Origin of the sequence: Exilibacterium tricleocarpae (assembly GCF_007004655.1) — a bacterium.
Lineage (GTDB): Bacteria > Pseudomonadota > Gammaproteobacteria > Pseudomonadales > Cellvibrionaceae > Exilibacterium > Exilibacterium tricleocarpae.
Genome location: NZ_ML660103.1, coordinates 90,703 through 114,675, shown reverse-complemented (window position 1 = coordinate 114,675; position 23,973 = coordinate 90,703). Strand labels below are relative to the sequence as shown.

25 protein-coding genes are annotated in these 23,973 nt (G+C 56.4%); 4 read left to right on the top strand and 21 right to left on the bottom strand.

The features are described 5' to 3' along the window. Positions 1–360: 360 nt before the first annotated feature. The 21 genes from FKG94_RS22010 to FKG94_RS21910 form a co-directional block, all read right to left on the bottom strand. Positions 361–1,563 carry a tetratricopeptide repeat protein gene (locus FKG94_RS22010; protein ID WP_142929096.1) on the bottom strand — a complete coding sequence of 401 codons (1,203 nt, stop codon included), beginning with the start codon at positions 1,561–1,563 and terminating at the stop codon, positions 361–363. 76 nt (positions 1,564–1,639) lie between these two features. Next, positions 1,640–2,296, bottom strand: coding sequence for an energy transducer TonB (locus FKG94_RS22005; protein ID WP_142929095.1), 657 nt, complete (start codon positions 2,294–2,296; stop codon positions 1,640–1,642). 17 nt (positions 2,297–2,313) lie between these two features. Further along, a complete protein-coding gene (locus FKG94_RS22000; protein WP_142929094.1) occupies positions 2,314–2,718 on the bottom strand; it encodes an ExbD/TolR family protein in 405 nt (134 codons plus the stop codon). Continuing rightward, positions 2,715–3,275: a MotA/TolQ/ExbB proton channel family protein gene (locus FKG94_RS21995; protein WP_142929093.1), complete on the bottom strand. Its 561-nt coding sequence runs from the start codon at positions 3,273–3,275 to the stop codon at positions 2,715–2,717. Before FKG94_RS21995 ends, FKG94_RS22000 begins: the two co-directional genes overlap by 4 nt. A gap of 20 nt (positions 3,276–3,295) precedes the next feature. Then, positions 3,296–4,657, bottom strand: a complete 1,362-nt coding sequence (locus FKG94_RS21990; RefSeq protein WP_218943608.1) for a DUF3450 family protein — start codon at positions 4,655–4,657, stop codon at positions 3,296–3,298. Next, positions 4,654–5,436, bottom strand: a complete 783-nt coding sequence (locus FKG94_RS21985; protein WP_281284275.1) for a DUF3450 domain-containing protein — start codon at positions 5,434–5,436, stop codon at positions 4,654–4,656. Before FKG94_RS21985 ends, FKG94_RS21990 begins: the two co-directional genes overlap by 4 nt. A gap of 541 nt (positions 5,437–5,977) precedes the next feature. Further along, positions 5,978–6,448, bottom strand: coding sequence for a GNAT family N-acetyltransferase (locus FKG94_RS21980; protein ID WP_246125320.1), 471 nt, complete (start codon positions 6,446–6,448; stop codon positions 5,978–5,980). A gap of 45 nt (positions 6,449–6,493) precedes the next feature. After that, positions 6,494–8,194, bottom strand: a complete 1,701-nt coding sequence (locus FKG94_RS21975; RefSeq protein ID WP_142929091.1) for a Na(+)/H(+) antiporter subunit D — start codon at positions 8,192–8,194, stop codon at positions 6,494–6,496. Then, the gene (locus FKG94_RS21970) at positions 8,187–8,468 is read right to left on the bottom strand and encodes a hypothetical protein (protein ID WP_142929090.1); all 282 of its coding nucleotides are present in this window, start codon (positions 8,466–8,468) and stop codon (positions 8,187–8,189) included. The genes FKG94_RS21975 and FKG94_RS21970 overlap by 8 nt, the downstream gene beginning before the upstream one ends. After that, positions 8,465–9,934 carry a proton-conducting transporter transmembrane domain-containing protein gene (locus tag FKG94_RS21965; protein WP_142929089.1) on the bottom strand — a complete coding sequence of 490 codons (1,470 nt, stop codon included), beginning with the start codon at positions 9,932–9,934 and terminating at the stop codon, positions 8,465–8,467. Before FKG94_RS21965 ends, FKG94_RS21970 begins: the two co-directional genes overlap by 4 nt. Then, a complete protein-coding gene (locus FKG94_RS21960; RefSeq protein WP_246125318.1) occupies positions 9,931–11,634 on the bottom strand; it encodes a monovalent cation/H+ antiporter subunit D family protein in 1,704 nt (567 codons plus the stop codon). Before FKG94_RS21960 ends, FKG94_RS21965 begins: the two co-directional genes overlap by 4 nt. Next, entirely contained in the window at positions 11,631–11,987 is a 357-nt protein-coding gene (locus tag FKG94_RS21955; RefSeq protein WP_142929088.1) for a cation:proton antiporter subunit C, read from the bottom strand. Before FKG94_RS21955 ends, FKG94_RS21960 begins: the two co-directional genes overlap by 4 nt. After that, positions 11,987–12,979, bottom strand: coding sequence for a DUF4040 domain-containing protein (locus tag FKG94_RS21950; protein WP_142929087.1), 993 nt, complete (start codon positions 12,977–12,979; stop codon positions 11,987–11,989). The genes FKG94_RS21955 and FKG94_RS21950 overlap by 1 nt, the downstream gene beginning before the upstream one ends. Further along, on the bottom strand, positions 12,976–13,311 hold the full coding sequence (gene mnhG, locus FKG94_RS21945) for a monovalent cation/H(+) antiporter subunit G (protein WP_246125316.1): 336 nt from the start codon (positions 13,309–13,311) through the stop codon (positions 12,976–12,978). Before mnhG ends, FKG94_RS21950 begins: the two co-directional genes overlap by 4 nt. Continuing rightward, positions 13,308–13,592 carry an MrpF/PhaF family protein gene (locus FKG94_RS21940; protein ID WP_246125315.1) on the bottom strand — a complete coding sequence of 95 codons (285 nt, stop codon included), beginning with the start codon at positions 13,590–13,592 and terminating at the stop codon, positions 13,308–13,310. The genes mnhG and FKG94_RS21940 overlap by 4 nt, the downstream gene beginning before the upstream one ends. Before the next feature lie 2 nt (positions 13,593–13,594). Continuing rightward, positions 13,595–14,089: a Na+/H+ antiporter subunit E gene (locus tag FKG94_RS21935; protein ID WP_218943607.1), complete on the bottom strand. Its 495-nt coding sequence runs from the start codon at positions 14,087–14,089 to the stop codon at positions 13,595–13,597. Next, positions 14,086–14,358: a hypothetical protein gene (locus FKG94_RS21930; RefSeq protein ID WP_142929086.1), complete on the bottom strand. Its 273-nt coding sequence runs from the start codon at positions 14,356–14,358 to the stop codon at positions 14,086–14,088. Before FKG94_RS21930 ends, FKG94_RS21935 begins: the two co-directional genes overlap by 4 nt. Positions 14,359–14,990: 632 nt before the next feature. Next, the gene (locus FKG94_RS21925; RefSeq protein ID WP_142929085.1) at positions 14,991–15,527 is read right to left on the bottom strand and encodes a hypothetical protein; all 537 of its coding nucleotides are present in this window, start codon (positions 15,525–15,527) and stop codon (positions 14,991–14,993) included. A 22-nt stretch (positions 15,528–15,549) separates the two neighbouring features. Continuing rightward, positions 15,550–15,993 (bottom strand): hypothetical protein, encoded by a 444-nt coding sequence (locus FKG94_RS21920; RefSeq protein WP_142929084.1) that lies wholly within the window; start codon positions 15,991–15,993, stop codon positions 15,550–15,552. Positions 15,994–16,078: 85 nt separating this feature from the next. Further along, a complete protein-coding gene (locus FKG94_RS21915; protein ID WP_142929083.1) occupies positions 16,079–16,639 on the bottom strand; it encodes a type III secretion system chaperone family protein in 561 nt (186 codons plus the stop codon). An 11-nt stretch (positions 16,640–16,650) separates the two neighbouring features. Next, positions 16,651–17,862, bottom strand: coding sequence for a M48 family metallopeptidase (locus FKG94_RS21910; protein ID WP_142929082.1), 1,212 nt, complete (start codon positions 17,860–17,862; stop codon positions 16,651–16,653). 1,198 nt (positions 17,863–19,060) lie between these two features. On the opposite strand from FKG94_RS21910, the gene FKG94_RS21905 reads away from it, so the two are divergent. The 4 genes from FKG94_RS21905 to FKG94_RS21890 are packed head-to-tail and all read left to right on the top strand — an operon-like array spanning position 19,061 to position 23,624. Then, positions 19,061–20,308: an efflux RND transporter periplasmic adaptor subunit gene (locus FKG94_RS21905; protein WP_142929081.1), complete on the top strand. Its 1,248-nt coding sequence runs from the start codon at positions 19,061–19,063 to the stop codon at positions 20,306–20,308. Positions 20,309–20,334: 26 nt separating this feature from the next. Then, positions 20,335–21,033 carry an ABC transporter ATP-binding protein gene (locus FKG94_RS21900; RefSeq protein WP_142929080.1) on the top strand — a complete coding sequence of 233 codons (699 nt, stop codon included), beginning with the start codon at positions 20,335–20,337 and terminating at the stop codon, positions 21,031–21,033. A gap of 40 nt (positions 21,034–21,073) precedes the next feature. Next, positions 21,074–22,396: an ABC transporter permease gene (locus FKG94_RS21895; protein ID WP_142929079.1), complete on the top strand. Its 1,323-nt coding sequence runs from the start codon at positions 21,074–21,076 to the stop codon at positions 22,394–22,396. Positions 22,397–22,406: 10 nt separating this feature from the next. Further along, positions 22,407–23,624: an ABC transporter permease gene (locus tag FKG94_RS21890; RefSeq protein ID WP_179957757.1), complete on the top strand. Its 1,218-nt coding sequence runs from the start codon at positions 22,407–22,409 to the stop codon at positions 23,622–23,624. Positions 23,625–23,973: the final 349 nt, after the last annotated feature.

The window sequence follows — 23,973 nt, the reverse complement described above, 5'->3', positions numbered from 1 at the left end:
TGTGGTCTTTTTGTGCTGTCTCTGTGTTGCCATATCGTTATCGTTCCCGTACCGCCGGGCGCCGCCGGAGGGGAACAGAGCATAACCACTTTCGGGGTTGCGGTGCAAATGGCGGGAGGGCGGTCTGTGCGGTAAAGCTCATCTGCATCTGCGCCGGTTTTCGCCGTTACGCGCAGGCTGCCGGAGCGTTGGCAGCACAGCCCCGGGGGCTAGCTGGGCCACCCGCGGCCTGCACCGCCCTCCCCCAGTGTCGCTGATCACCACAGGCGGCCCGCTCCCGGGCGTGTGCAAAAGCCTCTGTCACCCAAACTGAAACCAGCAACATGTTGATTTACGTGCCGCCACGGCGGACCGGACCATCTACAGAACCGCCGGCAGGCTCCGGCGGCTTTTGATTTCGGCATCGACGTAACCGAGCCATTGTTCAGCGTGGAGCTGTGCCTCGCTGAACTTCGCAGCCTGAATAAACGCGCGACGTGCGGCCGGCAGTTTCTTTTGGCTAAACCGCGCCATGCCGCGAAGAATATGCGCGTTACCGGGCTCGCTGAGATCACCTTTTGCAAAGGCGCGGTCGAGGCTGGCCTCGGCCCGCCGCCAGTCGCCGGCGGCGATATGCAAGTGAGCGATGCGCACCAGAATATCGCCGCCCTCACTCAACTCAGCGGCGGCATTGTAGGCATCGATGGCGCGCGCGCGCTCATCGGCCAATTGCCAGGCTTTACCCAACAGGTCCAGGTTGTCAAAGTCCGCTTCAATGCGCCCCTCCTCCAGCGACTGCTGCAACACCTTGCCGGCTTTGTAAGGTGTACCCAATGCCATATACAAACTGGCAAGGCTGATGAGGTGGTAGGCCTGGCTCAAACCGCCCTGCTCGTAAAGGGGCTCCAGCAGGGTTAATTGTTTCTCCGGCATGTCGAGTTGGGAATAAAGGGCAGAGAGGTTGGTGATATAGCGGTCTTTGGGATAGAGCGTCAACAGCAGCCGCATCACTTCAATCATATCTGCCACTCTGTCCAGCTCAAACAGGGCGGCGTTTTTCAACAGCAACCAGGGTTCGAGCAGCGGCAGGCTTTTGTCCCGGGCCAATGTCAGCGCCCGGTCAATCTCCGCCAGCGCCTGTTCGTGACGCTCGAGATAATAAAGCGCCTGCCCTTTGAATATCGCATGGCCGGGCTCCGGAGCCAGGGCGACGGCAATCAGCTCATCGGCTGTCGCCAGTGCCAGTGAATGTTGTTCTTCCATCATGTAAAGCTGAACGAGGGTATTCAACGTATTCTGGCGTAGCTCCTGTGGCAGGCCGTCATAAGTGAGTATTTGTCTTAATATCGCTATCGCCGCTGTGTTGGCCGCTAGGTTAATGTGAGTATAAGCCTCGATAGTCAGTACTTGCCAAAGTTCATATTCAGGTAAGTCGGTGTCCTTTAGCCGGGTCGTTGCCGCCAATACCTGAGCGTATTGTTCCTGCTCAAACAGTGTTTGAATTTCCTGTAATTGTTTTATAACCCTGGCGCGCATAACCTGGGGCCTGTCGGCGTAGCTGTCGGCGGCACAGGCAAACAACAAAAAGCTTGCCAGCAGGTGTGTGAGCCACTTTTTATGGCACCGGGATAGAGACCGAAGTCGATTCGACTCGCACTGCCTATTTAACGCTTTCATCGTCTATCATAAGCTCGTAGGTAAACCGGTTCAGAACACCTTGCACCTCAACGGCTTCGCCGTTGACAATACGCGGCTTGTATTTAAATTTTTCAGCAGCCTTGATCGACGGGCGTTCGAAGACATCGTGTTCACACTCACCTTCCAGGACGCGGACATCGCGCACCGAACCGTTTTTGGTCACCGTATAAGAGACCGCGCAGGTACCCTGCAGGCGTTTAGCCATCGCCTTGGGCGGATACACCGGCGCGACCTTTATCAAGGGCAGATACTCGCCCTCGCCGGCGCCGATCGCAAGTCCGCCGAGGCCGGCTGTGAGCTGACTCGCATCAGGCGCCTCAATCGTTAAAGACGCACCGGTATCGGTATTGCTTTGCGCCTGTCGCAGCGCCGGCGCCGGTGGTTTTGGGGCCTGCAGCGGTCGCTGCGGCTTGCGGTCGACCCGCTCGGACTGCTCGGCTTTCTTTATCCGCACGAAATCAAGCAGATGCACCCGCTCGCTCTCATCCAGCTCGGGGTGAGAGGACTGGATCAACGCATACATAAACCAGGTTAACAACAGCGCGCAGGCGGCGCCGGCGGCCGCCACCAGCGGCAGGCGATAGGCATAGTGTTTATCGTCGAGAACGCTGGTATCCACAGCACATCCCCCGCTGTTCAGTCTTGTGCCGCTATGGCTATGGCATAGACACCGGCCTGACGCGAGGCGTCCATGACTTTCACCAACACTTCGTTGCGGGAATCCCGGTCGGCCTGGATGACCACCGTACCTTTGGGGTTTTCCGCATGCAGTCGTTCGATATTGGGCCGCACCGCGCGCAAATCGACCTCCCTGCGATTGACCCACACCTTGTCCTGAGCATCGATGGCGATAAGTATATTGGCCTTTTCCTGCACTACCGCGGTGGTAGCCTGGGGCCTGTCGACCTCAATACCGGATTCTTTGACAAAGGTGGCCGTCACGATAAAGAAAATCAGCATGATAAATACGACATCGAGCATGGGGGTGATATCGACACTGGCTTCCTGTTCACCGCCAGCCGCATTGATAAGCCGTTTCATGACGCAGTCGCCTCTTTTCTCTCTGTTGTGATGCTGATCGAAAACAAATCATTGAACCTGCCTTTCTCAGTCTCGATGCGGCGGCTCACCAGGCTCAGCACCAGCAGCCCCGAGATGGCCACTACCATACCCGCCATCGTCGACACCGTGGCTTTGGAAACCCCAGAGGCGGTAGCGCGCGGATTATTGGAGCCGGTAATCGCCACGGCATCAAACACTTCCAACATCCCCATGACCGTGCCCAGCAGGCCCAACAGGGGACAGAGCTTGATCAACGCTTTCACCAGAGCGATATTGCGCATAAGATTTCGATAGAGTCGCGCACATAGCAACTGCCGCCAGTGTTGGGTCAGCCAGTGGGTTCGCTCACAGTCATGGAGCCAGAGCCGGCGGGCGGCGTCCACGCGGGCAGGATGCACATAAAACAGATAGTAAAGCCGCTCAAAAATAAAGCACCAGATTATCGCTGCAATCACCACGATGGCCACCAGGATATTACCGCCCAGGTCGATCATGGTCCCCGCCCACGGAAAAAAGCCTTCAATGATTCTTGTCATGGCAATAATTCCGATAGCACTCAATCTTTACTGGGTTCGCAATCGGTGGCAATCAACGCGACGGATTCCTGCTCCAGCACTTCACTGATCTGCTGGGCGCGGGATTGTACCAGCGTGTGCAGCAACAGCACGGGAATGGCGACGCAAAGCCCCAGCACCGTTGTCACCAGAGCCTGGGAAATACCGCCGGCCATCAGTTTGGGGTCACCCGCCCCGAACAGGGTGATTGCCTGGAAGGTAATAATCATCCCGGTCACAGTACCCAACAGGCCCATCAGCGGCGCCACGGCGGCGATGATTTTCAACAGGGCAATACCGCGATTGACCCGCGGCACCTCGCGCAGGATGGCCTCCCCCAGTTTCAACTCCACCAGTTCCGGATCGCGGCTGGGCAGGTTCTGATAGGCTTTGATCACCCGCCCGAGCGGGTTGTCCGCCGGACGCTGCAGGTCCTGTTTTTGTCGATTCATTCTATGATTGACAAATGACAGGGCAACCAGTTTAAAAAGGGCAAGCAGAATGCCAAACACGCCGAGACTGATAATGACATAGCCAATAGCACCGCCCTGCGCCACCCGCTCAGTTAACTTTGGCGCCAGTACCAGCAAGCTCAACAGTTGTCCGCGCAGCGGGTCGATGGTGAAAAACACAGGCTCGCCGGCATCGGCAATGTTTTGGGCGCCCTCCATATAGCGGGCACGGGGCTGCCGTCCATACTCGACCACCCGGCTGGTCTCGGGTACAAACTGATAGTACTTTCCATCCGCAATCAAGTTAAAATTCCCGACCCGAATCACCTCGGCGGTAGTCTCCTCACCATTCTTTTTCACAACCGGCATGGTTGCTTTTACTACCTGGCCGGAAGCGGTCATCTCACGCTGCAGTTCAAACCAGACCCGCTCAATCTCTTTAATGGAGGGCAAATCCGCCGTCTGTCCCATCTTCTGAGCAAACGCCAGCAAATACTCGGAGCGATCGGGGTACTGGATTTCAGTAACGGAATTGGAAAACTGGGCCTGGGCATCGCTCGCCACCTGTTGCAATACGCCAAACAGCTCTTTCAATGAGCCCAGGCGCTCATCCAGGCGCTGCTGTAAGTTTGCCAGGTCCTGCTCATTGTTTTCGAAAGTCTGCTCGAGCTGTTCACTGCGGGTCTCTTGTGCCTGCACATCCCGCTTGACCTGCGTAAGTTGTTGCTGGCGGCCGGCGCGAGCCTGTCGAAAAAATTCCAGCCGCTCGGCGTTTTCACGTTTATCCGCAACCGTTCCGCGCTCAACTTGCTGCAGCAGTTCCTGCAATGAAATAGCCGGCTGTCGCTCCGCTTGGGCGAGGCAGGCGGTGGCAAAAAACGCTAGAGCACCTATCCAAATTTTCATTTTCATTGCACCACGCTCTCCACCGGCGTTATGGGAATAGTCAATAGATCCGGCGCCATTTCCTGGCGCGCCATTTTTAAACCTTTGTCAATGTTTCGCCGGTAGTGGCTGGCAGTCACCGGCACCCAGTCGCGCTGCTGTTGGTCCCAGTAACCGAACTCGTCATTGCCAACGCTGCGATAGAGCAGCGCTATGCGGCCGATACGCAGGTAGTCCACATCATAAGTTCTGTCGGCCAGGTTTAACTTACCCTTGTAGGATTCCAGTGTGCGGCCATACTCGTTCTCGATCTGATAAGCTTCAAATACCCGCCGGCACTTTTCCGCCACAGACAAGTCCGGACGCTGTAAAAGACGACGTAGAGCATGAGTGCGCTGCAGTCGCTCATCAAATAAAAACGGCACATCCAGACCTATAAAGGTTTCCAGACTATCAACCATTCTCAACAGCAGCGGTACTATCTGGCGTTCGATCACCGTGGCATTGGCAATGGAGGCACTCAAGGTCGCGCGCTCCTCCTCTTGTCCGGTTATCTGAAGCGCCAGTAATTGGTTGTAGACCTTTAGCCCATCGAGGGCCTTTAACTGCTCCTGGTATTCGGTGACAAGGGCATCGGTTTGCTCATGAATACGGCCTACCGTCGCCTGCGCCTGTTGGTTTTCCCCCAAACGCTGCGCACCGGCATCGATAAGTTCGTCAAGCTGATCGGCCACAGTAATGTGAGAAGCTAACGCTATAAAAAAAGCTGTCGAACACCTGATGATTTTTTTCACATAGAACTCCATGCTTTTTTTGAAAATTTTCAAAACTTAAGAAATAATTTATTGAAAAAGCACACTAAGCAAGATAAAAAGTCAGTCACAAATTTGAAACTTTTCTGCCAGAAAATTTTCACAAAACCTTCACAGGTATGTGTTGAGTGATTTCGTGTTCGCTTTATTGATCGGACTTACGCGCGGTACTCTATACTTATCCCGGGGTACAAGACAATACAAACACAAGCAAAACCGGCGACTTAATAGCGACACAGCAACAGATCTCCGCCATGATTGACGCAGGTCAATGATTGTCCTGACAATTGTCGAGCCAAAACAGATTTCGAAACAAAACAGGGCGGCAACAGGAGCCGAAAAAACGAAGGCTGCCCCGCTAATGTCCATGCACAAATTAGTGTTTTAAGATGAAATAACAGACTGGATTGAAACTCGACCTGAAAGCCGGAGTATGGAAACAGGGGAACCGGGAGTGCAGTCTATACACTGTCCAATGGCAAAACCGATATCAAGTCAATAGCGTATACCCGGCAGGCTTAATCGAGCACTGTCCCTACTCCAGCTCAACACACATCTGAACTAGATTTTTGCGAAAACCCGCTTTTTCATACGCGCGAATGGCCGCAGCGTTTTCGCTGTATACGTCTAAACTGACTTCATACACGCCCCGGCTTTTGCTCCACGCCATCAACGCCTCGATCAGCTGTTTGTTAACCCCCATTCCTCTGTAGCCGGGATCGACATACATAAACCCCAGGTACGAAAAGTACGGATGTTTGAAATGCGGCTTGGATTTTCTGATCTCCGCATAACCGGAACCGATCAAGGCGCCCTCAAGTTCAGCTACCAGTAATTCGGCGTTCGGGTCTGCAATCAGCTGCTCCAGTTCGTAGTATGTAATCTTTCCGCTTTTCAGGTTTTTGGCAAATGGACGTTCAACGGCGATAACACCCTGCTCGAATTCAAGCAGTTGTGGCAGGTCGTGCAAGGAGGCTCTTCTGACTTGTATCGTGTTCGCAGTCACAACTAACTCCGTTGCAGGCGAGCGGATTGAAGACAATAGCGCGTGTCAGATCACGTATACCAGCAAATAAGCAGTCAGCAGCACGGCAATCCACAGCCCGGTGGTGCCGATAGACCAGGTGCGCGAGAAGACACCCGCGCGCTTCCTGGTTGCCAGGGCACCGAAATGATACCCGCCACGGTCGCGCAGCGCCGCAAACCACTGGAGTCGCCGTGTATGCAAGCCGGCCCCAAGAGCGCTCAGGCCCGCCTGCACAGCGGTCGCCGCCCGGTACAGCATGACGCGCCAGAGCCAGTCGGTATCCAGACTGATGGTGAGGGTACGGCGCATCAATGGCAACAACAGGAAAAAGGCCAGCCCGGAAAACAACAGCAACTGCAGATAGAACACGACCTTGCCGATCTTATAGGGTTCATAGTCCACGGTATAGGGCAGAAAGCGATAGAAAACGTCCGGGAAAATACCGATCAACAGGCACAGGGCAGCAAACAGCCCCATCGCCGCCGCCATATTCCAGGGCGCGTCCTTGGGCCGCAGTCCCGAGTCTTTTTGAAAAAACACAAACCAGGGAAACTTTATGCCGGCGTGCAGGAAAACCCCCGCCGAAGCTGCCGCCAACAACAGATACACGGTCATCAGGCTTTCATCGGCAGCGGCCTGGGAGATCATGGTCTTGGTGGTAAAGCCCGAAGTCATCGGAAAGCCGGAGATTGCCAGCGCGCCCACGATACCGCACACAGCCGTCACCGGCATGGTCCGAAACAGGCCGCCGAGATCGGTACACTTGGATTTGCCGGTCCGGTAAATCACGACCCCTGCACTCATAAACAGCAGCGCTTTATAGATAATATGGGCAAACGCATGTGCCGCAGCACCGTTCAGCGCCATCTGCGTGCCGATACCGACGGCACAGACCATAAAACCCACCTGGTTGACAATCGAATAGGCCAGAATACGGCGCGCGTCGTTCTCCAGCAGCGCATAGATAATGCCGTACATCACCATAAATAAACCCACCCCGATCAGCACGGGCTCGCCGGGGAACAACAGGATTAACGCCAGCACTGCCGTCTTGGTGGTAAAGGCGGAGAGGAACACCGAGCCGGTGGGACTGGCCTCGGGATAGGCGTCTGCGAGCCAGGCCGAGACCGGCGGCGCGGCGGCATTGATCAGAATACCGGTGAGAATCATCCAGGTATCAAAGTCGGTGGCCAGCATCGGCTGGATATCGATCGAGCCCGTGTGCACCACCACACCCTCGATGCCGACTTTGAGAATCACGCCGCCGAGCAGGTGCATGATCGCGTAGCGAATACCCGCCGCGCGCGCCGCCGGCGTGCCGCCGCACCAGACCACGAGGGTCGAGAAAAGCGCCATCAGTTCCCAGTACAGGAACATGGTGATCAGGTCGCCCGCGAAACAGACGCCGATCGCCCCCGCCGCGTAAGCGTAAGCGGCGGCAAGCTCCACGGCACGGGCCTGGCGGAACGCGTAAAGCCCGCCGGTGAATGTCATCAGCGCAAAGATAGTGGCGAACAGTCGCCGCAGTGGGCTGCCCTCGAGCGGTTCAATTTGATAGTCAAGGAAAGTAACGGTGGCAACCACACCGTCGGGTATTTGCCAAACCGCCCATAAAGTGGCCAGCGGCGCGGCCAAAACCACCGCCGTGCGCCAGTGGCCGCGCAGCGGCCCGATTAACAGCGCACCGGTGAGCAGAATCAGCGCGGGGGGCAGGAACTCAGTCATCGGTCGGGGGCTCCGCGTCATGGCGCTGGTAGTAATCCTGGTCGCGCTTTAGAAACAGACCAAGCCCTTTGGCCACCAGCACCATGGCCAGGCAGGCCAGGAAACCGAACACGGCGCCGAACCCCAACCAGCCATCAACCCCGAAATAGCCTTTGGCCGGAAACAGCAGCTGTGCAAATACCGTGAGGATCAGCACGGCAATAAAACCCAGCCACAACCAGCGGATAGTGGTCGGCCTCACCAACCAGTGATCTTTCTCAACGGGCTCGGTCACAGTGTACCCTCCACCAGTTGTCGCTCCAGTTCGAGCACGGGTCCGTTAAACAGAAACAGGGCGATGGTCAGCGCCGCGGTCACGGTCAGCGCCAACACCATCGAAAACGGCGCCTCGCCATGGTCTCGCTGCGGCGGTGTCGATTCGCGCGAGAACCAGGCCATATAAACGATCGGCAGGAAATAAGCGGCATTGAGCACCGTGCTGGCGATAATGGTGCCGATGGCGATGTAGTTATCGGCCTGGAAAGCCCCGGCGAGAATATACCACTTCGAGACGAAGCCGCCGGTCGGCGGTACGCCGATCATGCTCAAGGCGCCGATCGTAAACGCGGTCATCGTCCAGGGCATGCGCCGGCCGATGCCGCGCAACTGCTGCAGTTCGGTCTTCTTGGCGGCAACATAGATCGCCCCGGCCGCAAAGAACAAGGTAATCTTGCCGAATGCGTGCGCCACCATGTGGGTGGCGGCACCGATCTCCGCCAGCGGCTTGAGAATCGCGGTTGCCATGACCACGTAAGACAACTGGGCGATGGTGGAATAGGCAAGCAGTCGCTTGAGGTTCTGCTGTCGCAGTGCGACGACGCTGGCCGCAATAATCGTGAACGCGGCGGCGTATAAAAGCCAGCCGCTCGACGGCGCCGCAAACAGGAAATCCACACCGAACAGATAGATGATGATCTTGACGATAGTGAAGACGCCGGCCTTGACCACGGCGACCGCATGCAGCAATGCGCTCACCGGCGTGGGGGCCACCATCGCGGCAGGCAGCCAGCGGTGCATAGGCATGATGGCGGCTTTACCGACACCGAATACGAACAACCCCAGCAACAGGCCGATTGCGGGCCCCTCGATCTTGCCGGCCAGTATGCCGCCGGCCACGAAGTCGCCGGTACCGGCAACGTAGTAAGTCCAGACAATCGCCGGCAACAACAGCCCGATCGAGGTGGTCAATAAGACACCGAGGTAAACCCGCGCCGAACGCACCGTGTTGGCATCGCCCTTGTGCGACACCAGCGGATAGGTCGAGAGCGTCAATATCTCGTAAAACAGAAACAGCGTAATGAGATTGCCGGCAAACGCAATGCCCATGGCAGCGGCAATGGCAATGGCGAAGAAGATATAAAAGCGGGTTTGCTTCGCTTCACGGTTGCCCCGCATATAACCGATGGAGTAAATGGAATTGATAATCCAGAGTCCCGACGCCAACGCGGCAAACAGCATGCCCAGGGGCTCGACGCGCAGCGCAATCTCGATGCCCGGCACTATCTCCGCCAGGCGCAGCGCGGGGCGCTCACCGGCCATGAGTTCCGGTAACAGTCCCCAGACCACGACCGCCAGCGCCGCCGCCGTCGCCAGGGTGACAGCCTCGCGGAGATTGGCGCTGATGCGGGCGGCCAGGGCGATACCGAGCGCACCGACCAGCGGCAACACCAGCGCGGCGAGGATGGCGTGTTGCGCGCTCAAGGTACGTACCTCAGCAGCGATTCGGCGGCGGATGAGGACAGTGCCACCGGCAGGTAGGACTGCAAACCGAAGTAAAGGTTGGCGAGTGCCGCCGCCCAGGTGACCGCCAGCAACATTGCCGGTGCTTCACCGGGCACCGCCGCGCCTGCGGCGCCGTCAACCTTGCCGATGCTTTTTATCGCCCCGCTGCTGTTCGTATTCTCGTTGCTTTCCACCTTGGCGGGACTTTCCACCTTGGCGGCACTTTCCACCTTGGCGGCACTTTCAAACTCAGCGGCACTTTCAACCCCAGTGGCACTTTCAACCCCAGTGGCACTTTCCACCCCGGCAGCACTTTCCCCCGGCCCCGCCGCGGCCGCCGAATCCATACCAAAGTAAGCCGTTTCCACCACGCGCCAGATATACACAACCGCCATCAGGGAACTGACCACAATAACGGCCACCAGTAAGCCGCCGATCACCCCCTCACCGAGAGCGGCCGAAATCAGGTACCACTTACTGATGAAGCCCGCGGTGCCGGGTACGCCGATCAAACTCAGACCTGCCAGCACAAACGCCCCCATGGTCCAGGGCATGCGCTGCGCGACACCGGCGATATCCTCGAAGCGCACCCCCGCACAGCGGCTCGCCAGACAGGCAACCGCCAGAAACAGTGCGCCCTTGGCGAGCGCGTGATTGAAGATATGGAGGATGCCGGCGCCGAGCCCGGCCAGGCTGACAAGACTCGCGCCGAGCAGGATATAACCGATCTGGGCGACGGACGAATACGCCAGCAGGCGCTTGAGGTTGCGTTCGAACAGGGCGACCCCGGACCCCACCAGAATGGCGAGCACGGCCAGCGGCATCAGAAAATACGCAAACTGCACAGCGTGCCCGTCCAGGTTGGGCTGAAACACAAAGAAGTCAAAACGCAGCAACAGGTACAACGCCACCTTGGTCGCGCAGGCGGCGAGAAAAACCGTCACCGCGTTCGGGGCGTAGGTATAGGCGTTGGGCAGCCACACATGCAGCGGGAACACGGCGGCTTTCAGCGCCAGCCCGACGGTGATAAAACCGGCGGCCACCAGCGTGGGTCGCTTGTCGGCAACCTCGTGGATTCTGAGTTCCATATCAGCCAGGTTCAGGGTACCGGTCATCAAATAAATCAAACCGATGCCGATCAGGTAACAGGTCGCGCCGATGGTTCCCATCACCAGATACTTGAATACGGCGGGCAGCGCGCGCCGATCGGCGCCGCCGGAAATCAGGATATAGCTCGCCAGTGAGGAGATTTCCATGAAAACGAAGATATTAAACGCATCCGCCGACACCGGCATGCCGACCAACCCCGCCAGGGCCAGCAGCCAGGCGGTGTAAAAAAGTGGTTGTCGCGGCTGCTCGATCTCGGCATCGACACTGGTGCGCCCGGCCAGCAGCGCCAGTGTCGAGGCGCCGGTGACTACCAGTAACACCAGCGCGGTGAATGCATCAACGCCCAGTTCAATGCCGTAAGGCGCAGGCCAATTGCCCATCTGGTAGCTGTATTCATGTCCGGCGAGCACACCGAGCGTCAGTGCCACGGCAATTGCGAAAGCACAGACACTGGCTGCGGTGGTCGCCGCCCAGGCGAGACCTGCCGGACGCAGCAGCATCACCAGTGGTGCGCTCAGCAGCGGAACGACGACTTGCAGCGCCGGTAAGTGGTGGTTGAATTCGATCACTGCCGGTCGATCTCTCGTATCTCGTGCTCTTCGATGGTGCCGTACTCTTCCTTGATGCGCACAACCACGCCAAGCCCCAGCGCCATGGTTGAAATACCGACGACGATGGCGGTGAGTATCAGCACTTGCGGCAACGGATTAGAGAATAATTGACCTTCGCCATAGGCTTGCAGGATGGGCGCTGTGCCCCCCTCGATCTTCCCCATGGTGATATAAAGCAGAAACACCGCCGACTGGAATATGGACAGCCCGAGTAACTTCTTGATCAGATTGTACTTGGCAATAACGGCGTAAAAGCCGGTCATCAGCAAAATCGCAAAAACCCAGTAGTGGTAAAGACCTAGTAGTTCCATCAGACACTCTCGCGGGCGGCAAAGGCGTGGAACACGCTGATCAAAACCCCGGCGACGGTGATACCCACACCGGCTTCAATCAACACAATGCCGATTTGCTGGCCGACGACGGGATCGGCAGCCAACACGGAATAATCGAGAAAATGACTGCCAAGCAGCATGCCGGCAACACCGACCGCACTGTAGAGCAGTGCGCCACCGGCCATCAGCCCGGTGAGCACACTCGCCGGCAGAGCCCGCAGCGCCCGCGTCTCCCCCTCGAGCAGGGCGTAGAGAATCACCGCGGCGGCAAAAATGGCGCCGGCCTGAAAACCGCCGCCGGGTCCATACTCACCGTGGAACTGCACATAGAGCCCGAACAGGAGAATAAACGGGATCAACATGCGCCCGACCACCCGCGGAATCAGGTAGTGGCGCAGCCCCTCGCCCTCGATAGGCCCGGTAGCCGGTTGTGATGACGAGCGCCTGCGCCGCGGCTGCGCACTGAACAGGAACAAAACGCCGATGCCCGCCGTAAACACCACAAAGACTTCACCCAGGGTATCGTAGCCGCGGAAGCTGCCGAGTACGGCCGTCACGACATTGGGAATATCGATATACTCGCGCGTACCGTCGAGATACCAGGGTGAAACATGTTGATGCACCGGCGCCTGGGGGTCGCCGAAACGCGGGTTGTCGAAAGTCGCGTAGATAAGAATCGATGCGATGACCGCCACCACGGCCAAACTCAGCAAACGGTTGCGGGAGCCGCCGCGCTCGTGTTCGCCTGTCAGTGCCAGGGCGCCGAGAAACAGTACTGTGGCTATGCCGGCACCGATCGCCGCCTCGGTAAGCGCCACATCGGCGGCATCGAGGAGAAAAAAAATTGCCGCTATCAACAAACTGAAGATACCGGTGAGGACCACGGCCACGAAAAGATGCCGGGTGCGCACTATGGCAAAGGTGGTAATCACCAACAAGGTGAGCATAAACACGCTGAACACTACGCTCACTGGTGGCGCTCCGTATCCGCCGCTGTGGACTCACTGGGTCGCAAACCCGCCAGCAGCGCGGCACTGGCCAGCGCATTCGAGGCAGTGGGGCTGGTCAGCAGTAAAAACAGCAGGATCGCCGCAAGCTTGACGGTCGCCAGCGAGGCACCGGCTTGCAACATGATACCGACGATGATCAGGATCGCCCCCATAGTGTCGGTCACACTCGCCGCGTGCATGCGGGTGTACAGATTGGGCATACGCAGCACCCCGACCCCACCGACAAAAACAAAGAAGCCGCCGAGCGACAAAAGCACCCAACTGCCGATATCGATGAGCATGTCGATTGTCATAACCCTTCGTTCTCCCCTCTGGCCAGGTTGCGCGCTGTGCGCTGGCGAATGAATTCAAGCACCGCCAGCACCCCGATAAAGTTGATCAGCGCATAGGCCAGCGCCAGATCGAGAAAGTCCGGCCGGCCGTAGAGAAAGGCGATCAGCGACAGCAACAACACGGTTTTAGTGCCAAACATATTTACCGCCAGCAGGCGGTCGTAAATACTGGGCCCGAGCAATGCCCGCACCAGCGCCAGGGCCATGGTCAGTACGGTTGCTATAGTAACAACGTAGTACACTGTCAATTTTCCTCCAGTGCCGCGACACGCCGATCCATTTCGCCCGCCATCAAACCCTCGGCGCCACTGCGCGTGAGACAGTGGACCTTGATAACACCATTGTGGAGATCGACAGTCAGTGTGCCCGGCGTCAAGGTGATGGAATTACCGAGTAACGCCTGGCTGACAGGGTGCTTGCAAGTGGCTTTAACATCGACCACCTGGGGACTGATGGGTAAACGCGGATCGAGCACGATACGGGTGACTTCCATACTGGAGCGAACGACCTCTTTTGCCAGCCAACCCCAATAATGAAACAACCGCGGGCCGAAGCGCAGCGCGAAAAGATCGTTCTCGAAGTAGCCCATGCGACGGGCGAGATAAACGGTAATCAGGCAGGAAAATGCGCCGAGTGCAAGCAACAGCGGCTTATACAGGCCCGACCACAGCAGCCAGGCGATAACCAGTAGGACGAGAAGAAGCAGTATTCTCGCCGTAAGCGCGGGCCGGCGACTCACCGCCCGGGCTCATCCGTCGTGTCAGACTTGCGGGAATACTCCGCGCGCAAGGTAGAGAAAACTGCGTCCCGGGCCGGTTGTTGCTCATCGATAAGACCCCGGCTGTGGCGGATGCCGAAAATGGCATCTTTCCCGTCTTTGTCATCGAAGTAGTGCACACAATGCTCGGCAGGCTCCTGCGTCGACAGCGCCTCGACCGCTGTGGCCTGCTGTGTCGGGTGCAGTAACGCCAGGGCGAAAACGCCTGTTATTATGATTTTCGTGATCATTACTACTCCTCTAACTCAACCGGTCTCCAAGCAACCGGCCCCCGACCAACCGCTCCAACCAACCGGGACCGGGATCGGGTAACGGGGTCATGCGCGCCCTGCCGTGCGCTTTTTTACCACCGGTACCGCCAATTCGATCAATCTCATCATCGCCCTTATGCGGAGATTGTCCGCAAAACAGATCAGTAGATGTGCAGAATTGCTAAAAAACGTCCAACCCGGCCCTGGATTATTCAGCAGCAGGATTATCACTAGCGTATGCGGATAAATAATAGGCGATAAATACAGGTAAAACAATAACTGCGGATGCAGCGATAGCCGCCGTCGGCCCGCAGCGGGTTACCCGGTCGATCGGTGTTTGCCGGCGGCAGGCAGCGGCAGGCTCGAAACAGCGGCCAACAGTTACCACGACCGCCAAAGAGACAGCATGCCTTTCACACCTCAGCACTTATAAGTGCCGCTTACCGGTCTGCTGGCCACCCCCTCTCACGGCCGACATCCCGGCGGCGACTACCCTGGGTGAAAGTGCCGAAGTTTTAACCGCCGGCGTGCGGCCCAATGGAGAGACTATTCAATCAAGCGGCATGACCTGGAAAGAGAACAGCATCTGCACACAGACAGCAGTTATGCCCCTAAATCGAGACACCTCCCCTCTCTATCTCGCGCCTGAGATCGCTGAGTTGCTGCTCAAACCGGCTCAAAAAGTCCGTGCGCAGTTGCTTGGTAAGCGCACGCAGTTTCAGCGCTGCTTTCGGTGCTTCGAACGGATTACCCGACAACAGAATATCCAGTTGATACTGGGCAGTATCATAGAATTCAGACACCTGGCCGATACGCGGGTAAGGCACTTCAAACACCGCCGAACTCTCGGGGATGGTGTCCCAGAAAAACTGATTCAACCGGTACTTTTCCTTGCGCAAGTGCATATCATCCCGATTTTCATCGCGGTCGAATTCGTCCAGCCAACTGTCTATAGCATCGGCATTGCCTTTGAGTTCGTTCAACAGGGCGATCTGTATATAGTAGCTGTCGCGCTCGCGCTGCATAAGATCGAACTCCACAGCCTTCTCGAAACCCGAATTCGCAGCCAGGTAAACACCCAGCACGGTCGCCACCAGGGTGAATATATGCCCCAACCAGAACTCTTTATCAATCGTTTTTACGCTCATTGTCGCTCTATCTTGTTATCGGTTAGAAGTTATCGACACCGAGCGTTTTCTCCATATCGTCAGCCATTTTGGCGACGATATGGACGGCCAGTTTCAATTCATCCAGGTCGAGTTCGTCAAGCAACCAGCCGGAGGTCGCGATCAGATAGCGCCCCTCCGAGGGTATATCCTGAATCGCCCAGTTGGCAAAACCGTAGGAAGCATTCTCCCGCAACAGTTTCCGCGCCATTTCAGCGCCCAGTTTACCGTCCGGCATACCGTCCATTTTTACCACGGCGGAGGATACCTCGATCACACCGTTGTTTTGCTGGTCGTCATCGGGATAGTGAATAATGATAACCATTTGGGTGCGCCCTTCTCCCATATTGAAACCCAGGCGCAGAAAGCGCTCACTTACCTGCTGCAGTGAATCGTCCCATTGCAGGTCTTTCGCATAGGACTTAATCTTGGTTAAAAATTGAGACATAGTAATTCCATAGCCTGATTCGACAAAAGCTCAACTAACGATTCAAAAAGGGTTCAACGACAGAGCAAACACAACGGGCACAATTTCAGAAATTATCGAGACCAAAACGTTCCTCCATCTTATCGGCCACTATCGCCACATTGAGCACCGCCGCACGCAGCTCTTCCACATCGATGGTTTCCAGAGCCAGGTCCGCTGTAGCCACCAGGAGATCGCTGTCTTTGCTGGTGGCGATGGCCCAGCCGAAGTTTGTGGCACGGGCGTTGTCCTCAAGCAACTCGTTGCCCAGCTCCTGACTTATCCCCCCTTCGATATCGCTCAGTTTGGCCGCCGGCGAACTGACCTGCACGATATGCGTATCGGCAATGGTACCGGCCAAAAACACAAAAACCAGTTGACTGCGTTCCTCATCCAGCCCGAAGTTAATAACGATATTATCCTCGGACAGGATATTGATTTTCCAGTCCAACTCCGTGCTTAAAGCCAGTATCTTTTTAGTAAACGGTGTCGGATAGGGGTTCAGGCTAAGCTCTCCGTCTGCTATCCAGCCTTTGATCATTCCTCTAAAAATACCCAGCCTGTGCAGTCCGAAAATATCAAAGCGTCTCGGATCAGCCAGAAAGCTTCTCAACAATCTCCCCACCATATTCACCTTCCTTAATTCAAAAACATCAGAATTTGTTGAACAAAAGACCGCTCTACCGCTAACTCGTCACAGACTGTATTTAAAACGTCGAACTCTTTGTCATCCATCCGCTGATCCGCGCGGGCGACCACTACCAGGCGCTGAACAATTGAACAGCGATCCGGTGCCGGCAGAGTCTTCAGTGGCTTGACGCTGTTGAAAAACCTTTCCCGAGCCAGTGCGCCGGGATCGTCCACCTGCTCGAGCAACCCAATGTGCCGGGCGAAGACAGCGCTGTCGATTTGTTGCTTTAAATTCTCGGCTTCCACCTCGACAAACTCGCCGTCGGCATGGGCGATCCACGCACCGGCCCAGAATACGCACTCATCGATAATCTCTTTTTCTTTATCCTTGGGAACAGGCTCCATAAAGCTGAGTACTTTATTGATCTCCTCGTCTACCTGATCAATGGTCAGCATGCCACTGCCCTGCCCGGTTAGCCGGTGAAAGTCGCGGGAGCGTGAATACAGCTCGACCGCCACCACCCTGATGGGGTTGAAAGGGTGGCTGGAGTAGCAGTGTGAGGTATCCGCCAGGTTGTCCGCCATTTCCTCCAGATCCTGAATCTGTTTGGAATATTCCCTTAAATCAAAGCTGATAATTGGATAGGAAACACCGCAGGACAGCTTTAAAAAAGAACTGATGGCCGCCTCGGGGTCCTGGCAGACGTAAAGCCCCGCGCGGTCTGCCGACACCTCAGCGCGGCGACTCCAAGCCATCAGCCGCATGGCACTTTCGGCACTGAGTTCACCACTTTCCAAAATACCGTGAAAAGGCAGGGCGCTGTGTTTAAACAATGAGTGGCCCAATTCATGCCCGGCAACGAACTTAAGCTCGTCTCTGTTCATGGTTTTGAGCAAACCGGAGCTAAACGTCAGGATAACGCGCTCACCGCCGAGATAGGCGCAGGAGGCATTCGGTTCCGGGCTGCTGTAAATGTATATTTCGATCTTTTTCTCCTCCAGGCCCAGTTTACTCTGGGCGTCTTGAACGATACTGTAAAGATCGGGAGCAATACTTGGGGTGATTCGCAAACTGTTGCCTAAAAGATCTCTGCGGTAACCATCTTCACGAATGCTTTTCAGCCGCTTTTGCGCCAGATTGCCGATCACTTCATCGGCTAATAATGCATGGTATTCATCCACATCCGACGAAAATCGAATCATTTGTTCGATCTTTTGCATGTTGATATCCCACTAACGTGTGAAGTTGTCTATAGGCTTGAATAGGTTGGATAAACCAATCGGCGCTTGCGTTAATTGCTGCAACTATGGAATTTTTACGAGAAACTTCGCAATAAAGGCCAACTATTCCGGTTCTTGTGTTACAGGATTGCATTAACCCACCTGTCTGTCATTCGAACGAACACAACCAACACACCACCGATAAGAGTGGAGCAAAAACAAAAATTAGTCATGAGATAGGTGGACCACACCTTCGCGTTCTGTACAGCGAACGCTGATGCGCGACTGAAACACAATTATTTCAGATCAAGTATCTTTGAAGTTCCCCAGTAAAAAATTTGATGCCTAATTTATAAATTAACTATTATCGAGTTGCCGGAGATATTAGTGTCAATAACCGATTTGGGAAAGGAAGACACTGTTAATAAATGTAATAGACCGGAACAAAAAAATACGCTCAGGCTTCACACCTCCGCATAGATCGATAATCACTTATCCCCAGTTGCCGGCGGACCGGCAGCCAGAACGCCGATGAAAATTTCCGCCTAACCTAGCTGAGCGGCGAGCGTTGCATCGATCGGGGTCTATTGAAATGAGGCTGGCACCCTGCGGCGCAAAAAAAGCACCGGGACTTTTGTTAAAAAACAGTTCTTTTTGGCAGACGGGCTTTACACTTTTTTAAGGTCTGCATATTTTTCCAGTGCCGCCTTTTGTCGGCGTCAGATATCTTTACTATTGCAACGACCTCTTCACTAAAACAGCCGCTGGTATTTTTAGCACGAAGCGTGTAACGCTCACCGATTTAGGTTGAACACAAACATTCCCTGTGGCAGTCGCTAATACAAACCGTTATGTCACTTCGGCAAATTGCCGACCCTCGGCACGATCATTCTGCCGGCATGAGGAGTATCCCCCGACGCCCGATCACACTGCCGCTCCTGCTCTGGCAAAACACCCGCCACACCTGCCCCTCACAGGCACCCGCTCTTTTACAGTGTCCGCGGACACCTGACAGTTCTGTCCGGACACGGTAACGGACAACAACACACACCGTTAAAACCCAGTATTTCTTTATAATTCAAACAATTAGAAAGTTGGCACGGCTTTTGTCTACATCATGAAAAGCCAGTTTGGCAAGTGCGTTAAGAAACACCGTTTGAGTAGCTGTAAACCCTATAGCCCAGGTTGATTAAACACCATGATTCGAGACACTTCCGCCCAGGACAAGGCCGTTGCGCCAAAACCGAAAAACCGCCTCAAACTCGCGGCCACTGTCGCCCTGGCCGGCGTAGCGGTGACTTATCTGGCCCTGCAATGGGCCGGTACCAGCGTTTCGGTCGCGCGGGACAGTATCCGCACCGCCGTGGTTTTCAGAGATACGCTGGTTCGCGATATCAACGCCACCGGCCGGGTGGTGGCCACCAATGCCCCCACGTTGTACAGCTCCGCCACCGGTATGATTACGTTTATCAAACGTCCCGGCGAACCGGTAGCGCAAGGCGATATCGTCGCGCGGGTGCGGAGCCCCGAGTTGATCAGCCAACTGGAGCAGGAAAAGGCCAACCTGCAAACGGCCAAAATTGAACTGGAGCGCATGCGCCTGCAGGGACGCCAGGAGAAACTCAACTTGAAAAAAGACGTGGATATGGCCAGCGTCCGGCGCACCGCCGCCAGGCGCGAGTTGAAACGGGCCGAGTCCTCCTACGCCCTCAGAGTGATCTCCACCTTCGACTACGAGAAAGCGCGAGACGACCTCGCCACCGCGGAGCTGGAACTGGATAACGCCGCCCGTGCCGAGAAGATCAACTCGGATATGATCGAGTTCGAATACCAGACCCGGGAGGTATCGGTGGAGCGCCAGCAGCTGGTGGTCGACGAGTTCGAACGCCGCCTGCGGCAGTTGACCCTGCGGGCGCCCGTCAACGGCATGATGGGCAACTGGCTGGTGGATCAGGACAGTAACGTCAGCGAGAGTGAGCCGCTGTTGATTATCGTGGATCTCTCGGCCTATGAGGGCGAGTTGGATATCGCCGAGTCCTACGCCGATGAGCTGGCACCGGGCATGCCGGTGGAAGTGCGCATCGGCGCCACCAACATCAAGGCCGAATTGCGCTCTGTCTCACCCGAGGTCATCAACAGCACCGTGAAAGCCCGGGTGCAGTTTCTCGACGACAGCAACTTGAACATACGCCAAAACCAGCGTATTTCCGCCCGCGTATTGTTGGAAAGCAGACCCGATGTTATCCAGGTGGTAAAGGGTCCGTTTCTGCAAGCCGGTGACTTCGCCTACGTTATTAAAGACGGCATTGCCGAGCGCCGGCCCATTACCCTGGGTTCACGCTCGGTGGACAAGGTCGAGATTGTCTCGGGCCTGGTGGCCGGAGATGAAATAGTGACCTCTTCTGTCAGTGACTTTAAAGATCACCACGCTATTCAAATTAACTGAGCTACTGCGACTACTGGGAGCCACTTATGCTCGAGATGCAATCCATCAACAAGATATTCACCACCGACCTGATCGAAACCCACGCGCTGAGAGACTTCAATCTGGAGGTTGAGGAGGGTGAGTTTATTACCGTGACGGGACCGTCAGGTTCGGGGAAAACCACTTTTCTGAATATTGCGGGCTTATTGGAGCCGTTTTCTTCCGGTCGCTACTCACTCGACGGTCAGGACGTCAGCCAGATGTCGGACAATGATCGCTCGCGTCTCAGGAACCAAAAAATCGGTTTTATTTTCCAGAGTTTTAACCTGATACCCGACCTCGATTTATTCGATAACGTCGACGTGCCGCTGCGCTATCGCGGCTTCCCTGCCAAAGAGCGCCGCCGGCGCATTATGCAGGCGCTCGAACGGGTGGGCCTGGCGGCGCGGGCCAACCACCTGCCGGCGCAATTGTCCGGCGGCCAACAGCAGCGCGTGGCCATTGCCCGGGCCCTGGCCGGCGAACCCAAGTTCCTGCTGGCCGACGAACCTACCGGCAACCTCGATTCGTTAATGGCGCGGCAGGTCATGGAGTTGCTCGAAGGTATCAATCGCGAGGGCACCACTATCGTGATGGTCACCCACGATCCGGAGCTGGCGCTGCGCTCCCAGCGCAACATCCAGATTATCGACGGCCAGGTGTCGGATTTTTCCAGTGCCCCGGCCGCCGTAGAGCCCTTAGTGTAACGGCATCCATCCACCAGACTGCGTAACGGGAAACACTACCATGCTAAGTTACTACATAAAACTGGGTCTAAAACGCCTGGGTGAAACCCCCGTACTGACCCTGCTTATCCTGATGGCCATGGCCCTGGGAATTGCGGTTTCCGTGACCATGTTGGCGCTGCATCACGCCATGGCCTACAACCCGGCGGAGGAAAAAAGCGGCCGGCTGTTTGCCGTACAGCTGGCGGCCTACGGCAATGACATGGAAACCTGGGGTGAGGAGGACGGGCTGCCGATACAGGTAACCCACCGGGACGCCATGAACCTGCGGGAAAGCACCATTCCCCTGCGCCAGACCCCGATGTTCAGGATGGCTCTCACGCTCGAGAGCCACCGCCAGGACATGCCGCCGTCGGCCGATTTTGTTGTGCGGGTAGCCGACCGGGATTTTTTCGAGATGTTCGGCGTCAATTTTGTTTACGGGGGCCCCTGGGATAAGACCATAGACCTGGATACCGCGCGGGTTGCCGTGATCAATCAGTCGGTCAACGAATACGCCTTCGGCGGTGGCAACAACGTCGGCAAGATACTCTTGATGAATGAAACGGAATACCGGGTCGTGGGTATCACAGAAGACTCGAATCCGCTGCCGCGCTACTACGATCTCACCAGTGGCGCCTATCCGATCACGCCCGACTCGGTGTTTATTCCCTACTCCCTGGCACCGCAACTGGAATCGTTTCCGAACGGCAATATTTCGGGGTGGGCTGCCGAGCCGGTCAACGAGTTTGCCGACCTGTTGCAGACCGAGTTTGTCTGGCAGGTCTACTGGGTGGAGCTGCCGGACGCGCAGGCGGTTGCCGCCTATCGGGACTACCTGGCAGGCTATGTCGATCAACAACAGCAACTGGGCCGTTTTCAAAACGGCCAGGCACGCGGTCATATTCGCGATGTCCAGCAGTGGCTCACCTATAACCGCGTTATCAAAGACGACAACCGGGTCATGGTGGGTTTGAGCTTTATGTTCCTGCTGGTCTGCCTGGTCAACACCGTGGGCCTGTTGCTGGCCAGGTTTCTGCGCCGCATGAACGAAACCGGTGTGCGCCGTGCGCTCGGGGCCAGCAAACTGCAGATATTCCAACAATACATCACAGAGGTCAGTTTGCTCGGTCTACTGGGCGGCGGTGCCGGTTTGCTGTTGAGCATGGTGGGGCTGTGGGGCATTCGCAGCCTGTACACACAGTACGCCACCATCGCCTACCTCGATGCCACCATGGTGGCAGCGGCGGTGGCCATTTCGCTGGCCTCGAGCCTGATCGCCGGCACCTATCCGGCGTATCGAGTCTGCGCTGCCCAACCCTCGCTATTTTTAAAAGCCCAGTAAGGAGATGACCATGGCTATTGCACCTATTTTTCGCAGTGTACTGCGCAGCCCCGCCGGTGCCGTTCTCATTAGTTTACAGATCGCGCTGACACTGGCCATCGTCAGCAACTCGATCTTTATCATTAAAGAGCGCGTCGATAAAATGGCGCGGCCGACCGGCATGCCGGAGGAGCAAATTCTGACGGCGCGGGTGATGTATTTCGGCAAGAACATCGATTACGCTGCACAGGCGCGGCGCGACCTCGATTTTCTTCTACAGCAACCGGGCGTCATGAACGCCACCCACACCAACTCCCTGCCACTCGCCCAGGGGGGCAGCACCTCGACTATCTGCTATACGGCCGACTCCCGGGGTGAGGAGGGCTGCCCCTACAGCGCTGCCATCTATAACGGCGGCTATCGATTGCTCGATACGCTCGGCCTGAACCTGCTCGAGGGTAGAGACTTTCGGGTGGAGGAAATTCTTGGCAACACCTTCGGCGGTACCATCAAATCACAGTTGATTATTCTGTCCAAAGCCACTGCAGACAAGTATTTTCCGGCCGGCGACGCCCTGGGCAAAACGCTGTACGTGGCTGAGAAGCCCCATACGATTATCGGTATTGTCGAACGCCTGCAGAGCTATTGGGTCCACGGCTCGGAGGAGGAAGCAGAGATGGCCGGGTTGTTGCCGGTCTACAACCACGACTTCTTTTCCCGCCTGGTGATCCGGGCCGAGTCCGACGCCATTCCCGCACTAAAACAGAATCTGGAGCGCGATCTGTTGAAGCTGAACGACCGCCGGGTTATCTCCCGCATTCACACCGTCAAGGAGATGCGCGACAGGATCTATGCCGACGACCAGGCTATGCTGGTTATATTGATATGCGTTATCGTCCTGCTGGTGGTGATCACCGGCCTGGGTACCGCGGGACTGGTGAGTTTCACCGTCGCCAGACGCCAGAAACAAATCGGCACGCGGCGGGCGCTGGGCGCCAGGAAGGTGGACATTCTCGGCTACTTCCTGCTGGAGAACGGTCTTATCAGCGGCGCCGGCGCCGCGCTCGGCTGCGCCCTGGCGATCGCTCTGAATCAGTACCTCATGCAGAGCTACGAGCTGCCGCGTATCGGCCTGGAGTATGTGGCGGCAACCGTGGTGCTGCTACTGCTGATCGGGCAGTCGGCGTCTTACTTTCCGGCACTGCGCGCTTCAACCGTATCGCCAGCCGTGGCGACCCGTACGGTATAGAGCGGGTGACAACTGACAGGTCCGGTCGCTGGTGATAAGGTACTGCAGCCGGGTTTTGTGTTTGACCGATAGTGAGCGGCGATAGGGCAATGAGGCAATGACTCTCACCCCGGTGCTCTTTTGGTGGTGGTGGTACTTTAGCAAAAAGGTGCCAATCAACCGGTCTGCCTCTGGGTGGCGCTTTCAAAAACACGGACTAGGCGTCCCCTCGATGAACCCATCCTTGGGGACTTCCCGACAGCATCCCTGCTGTCGAGAGTTTTTGAAAGCGCCACCCAGAGGCAGACCTACCCCCGGTATTTTTAACCGAGTTCGGTAAAGGTAGCGTCGGGGTCGATTAAATAATGCA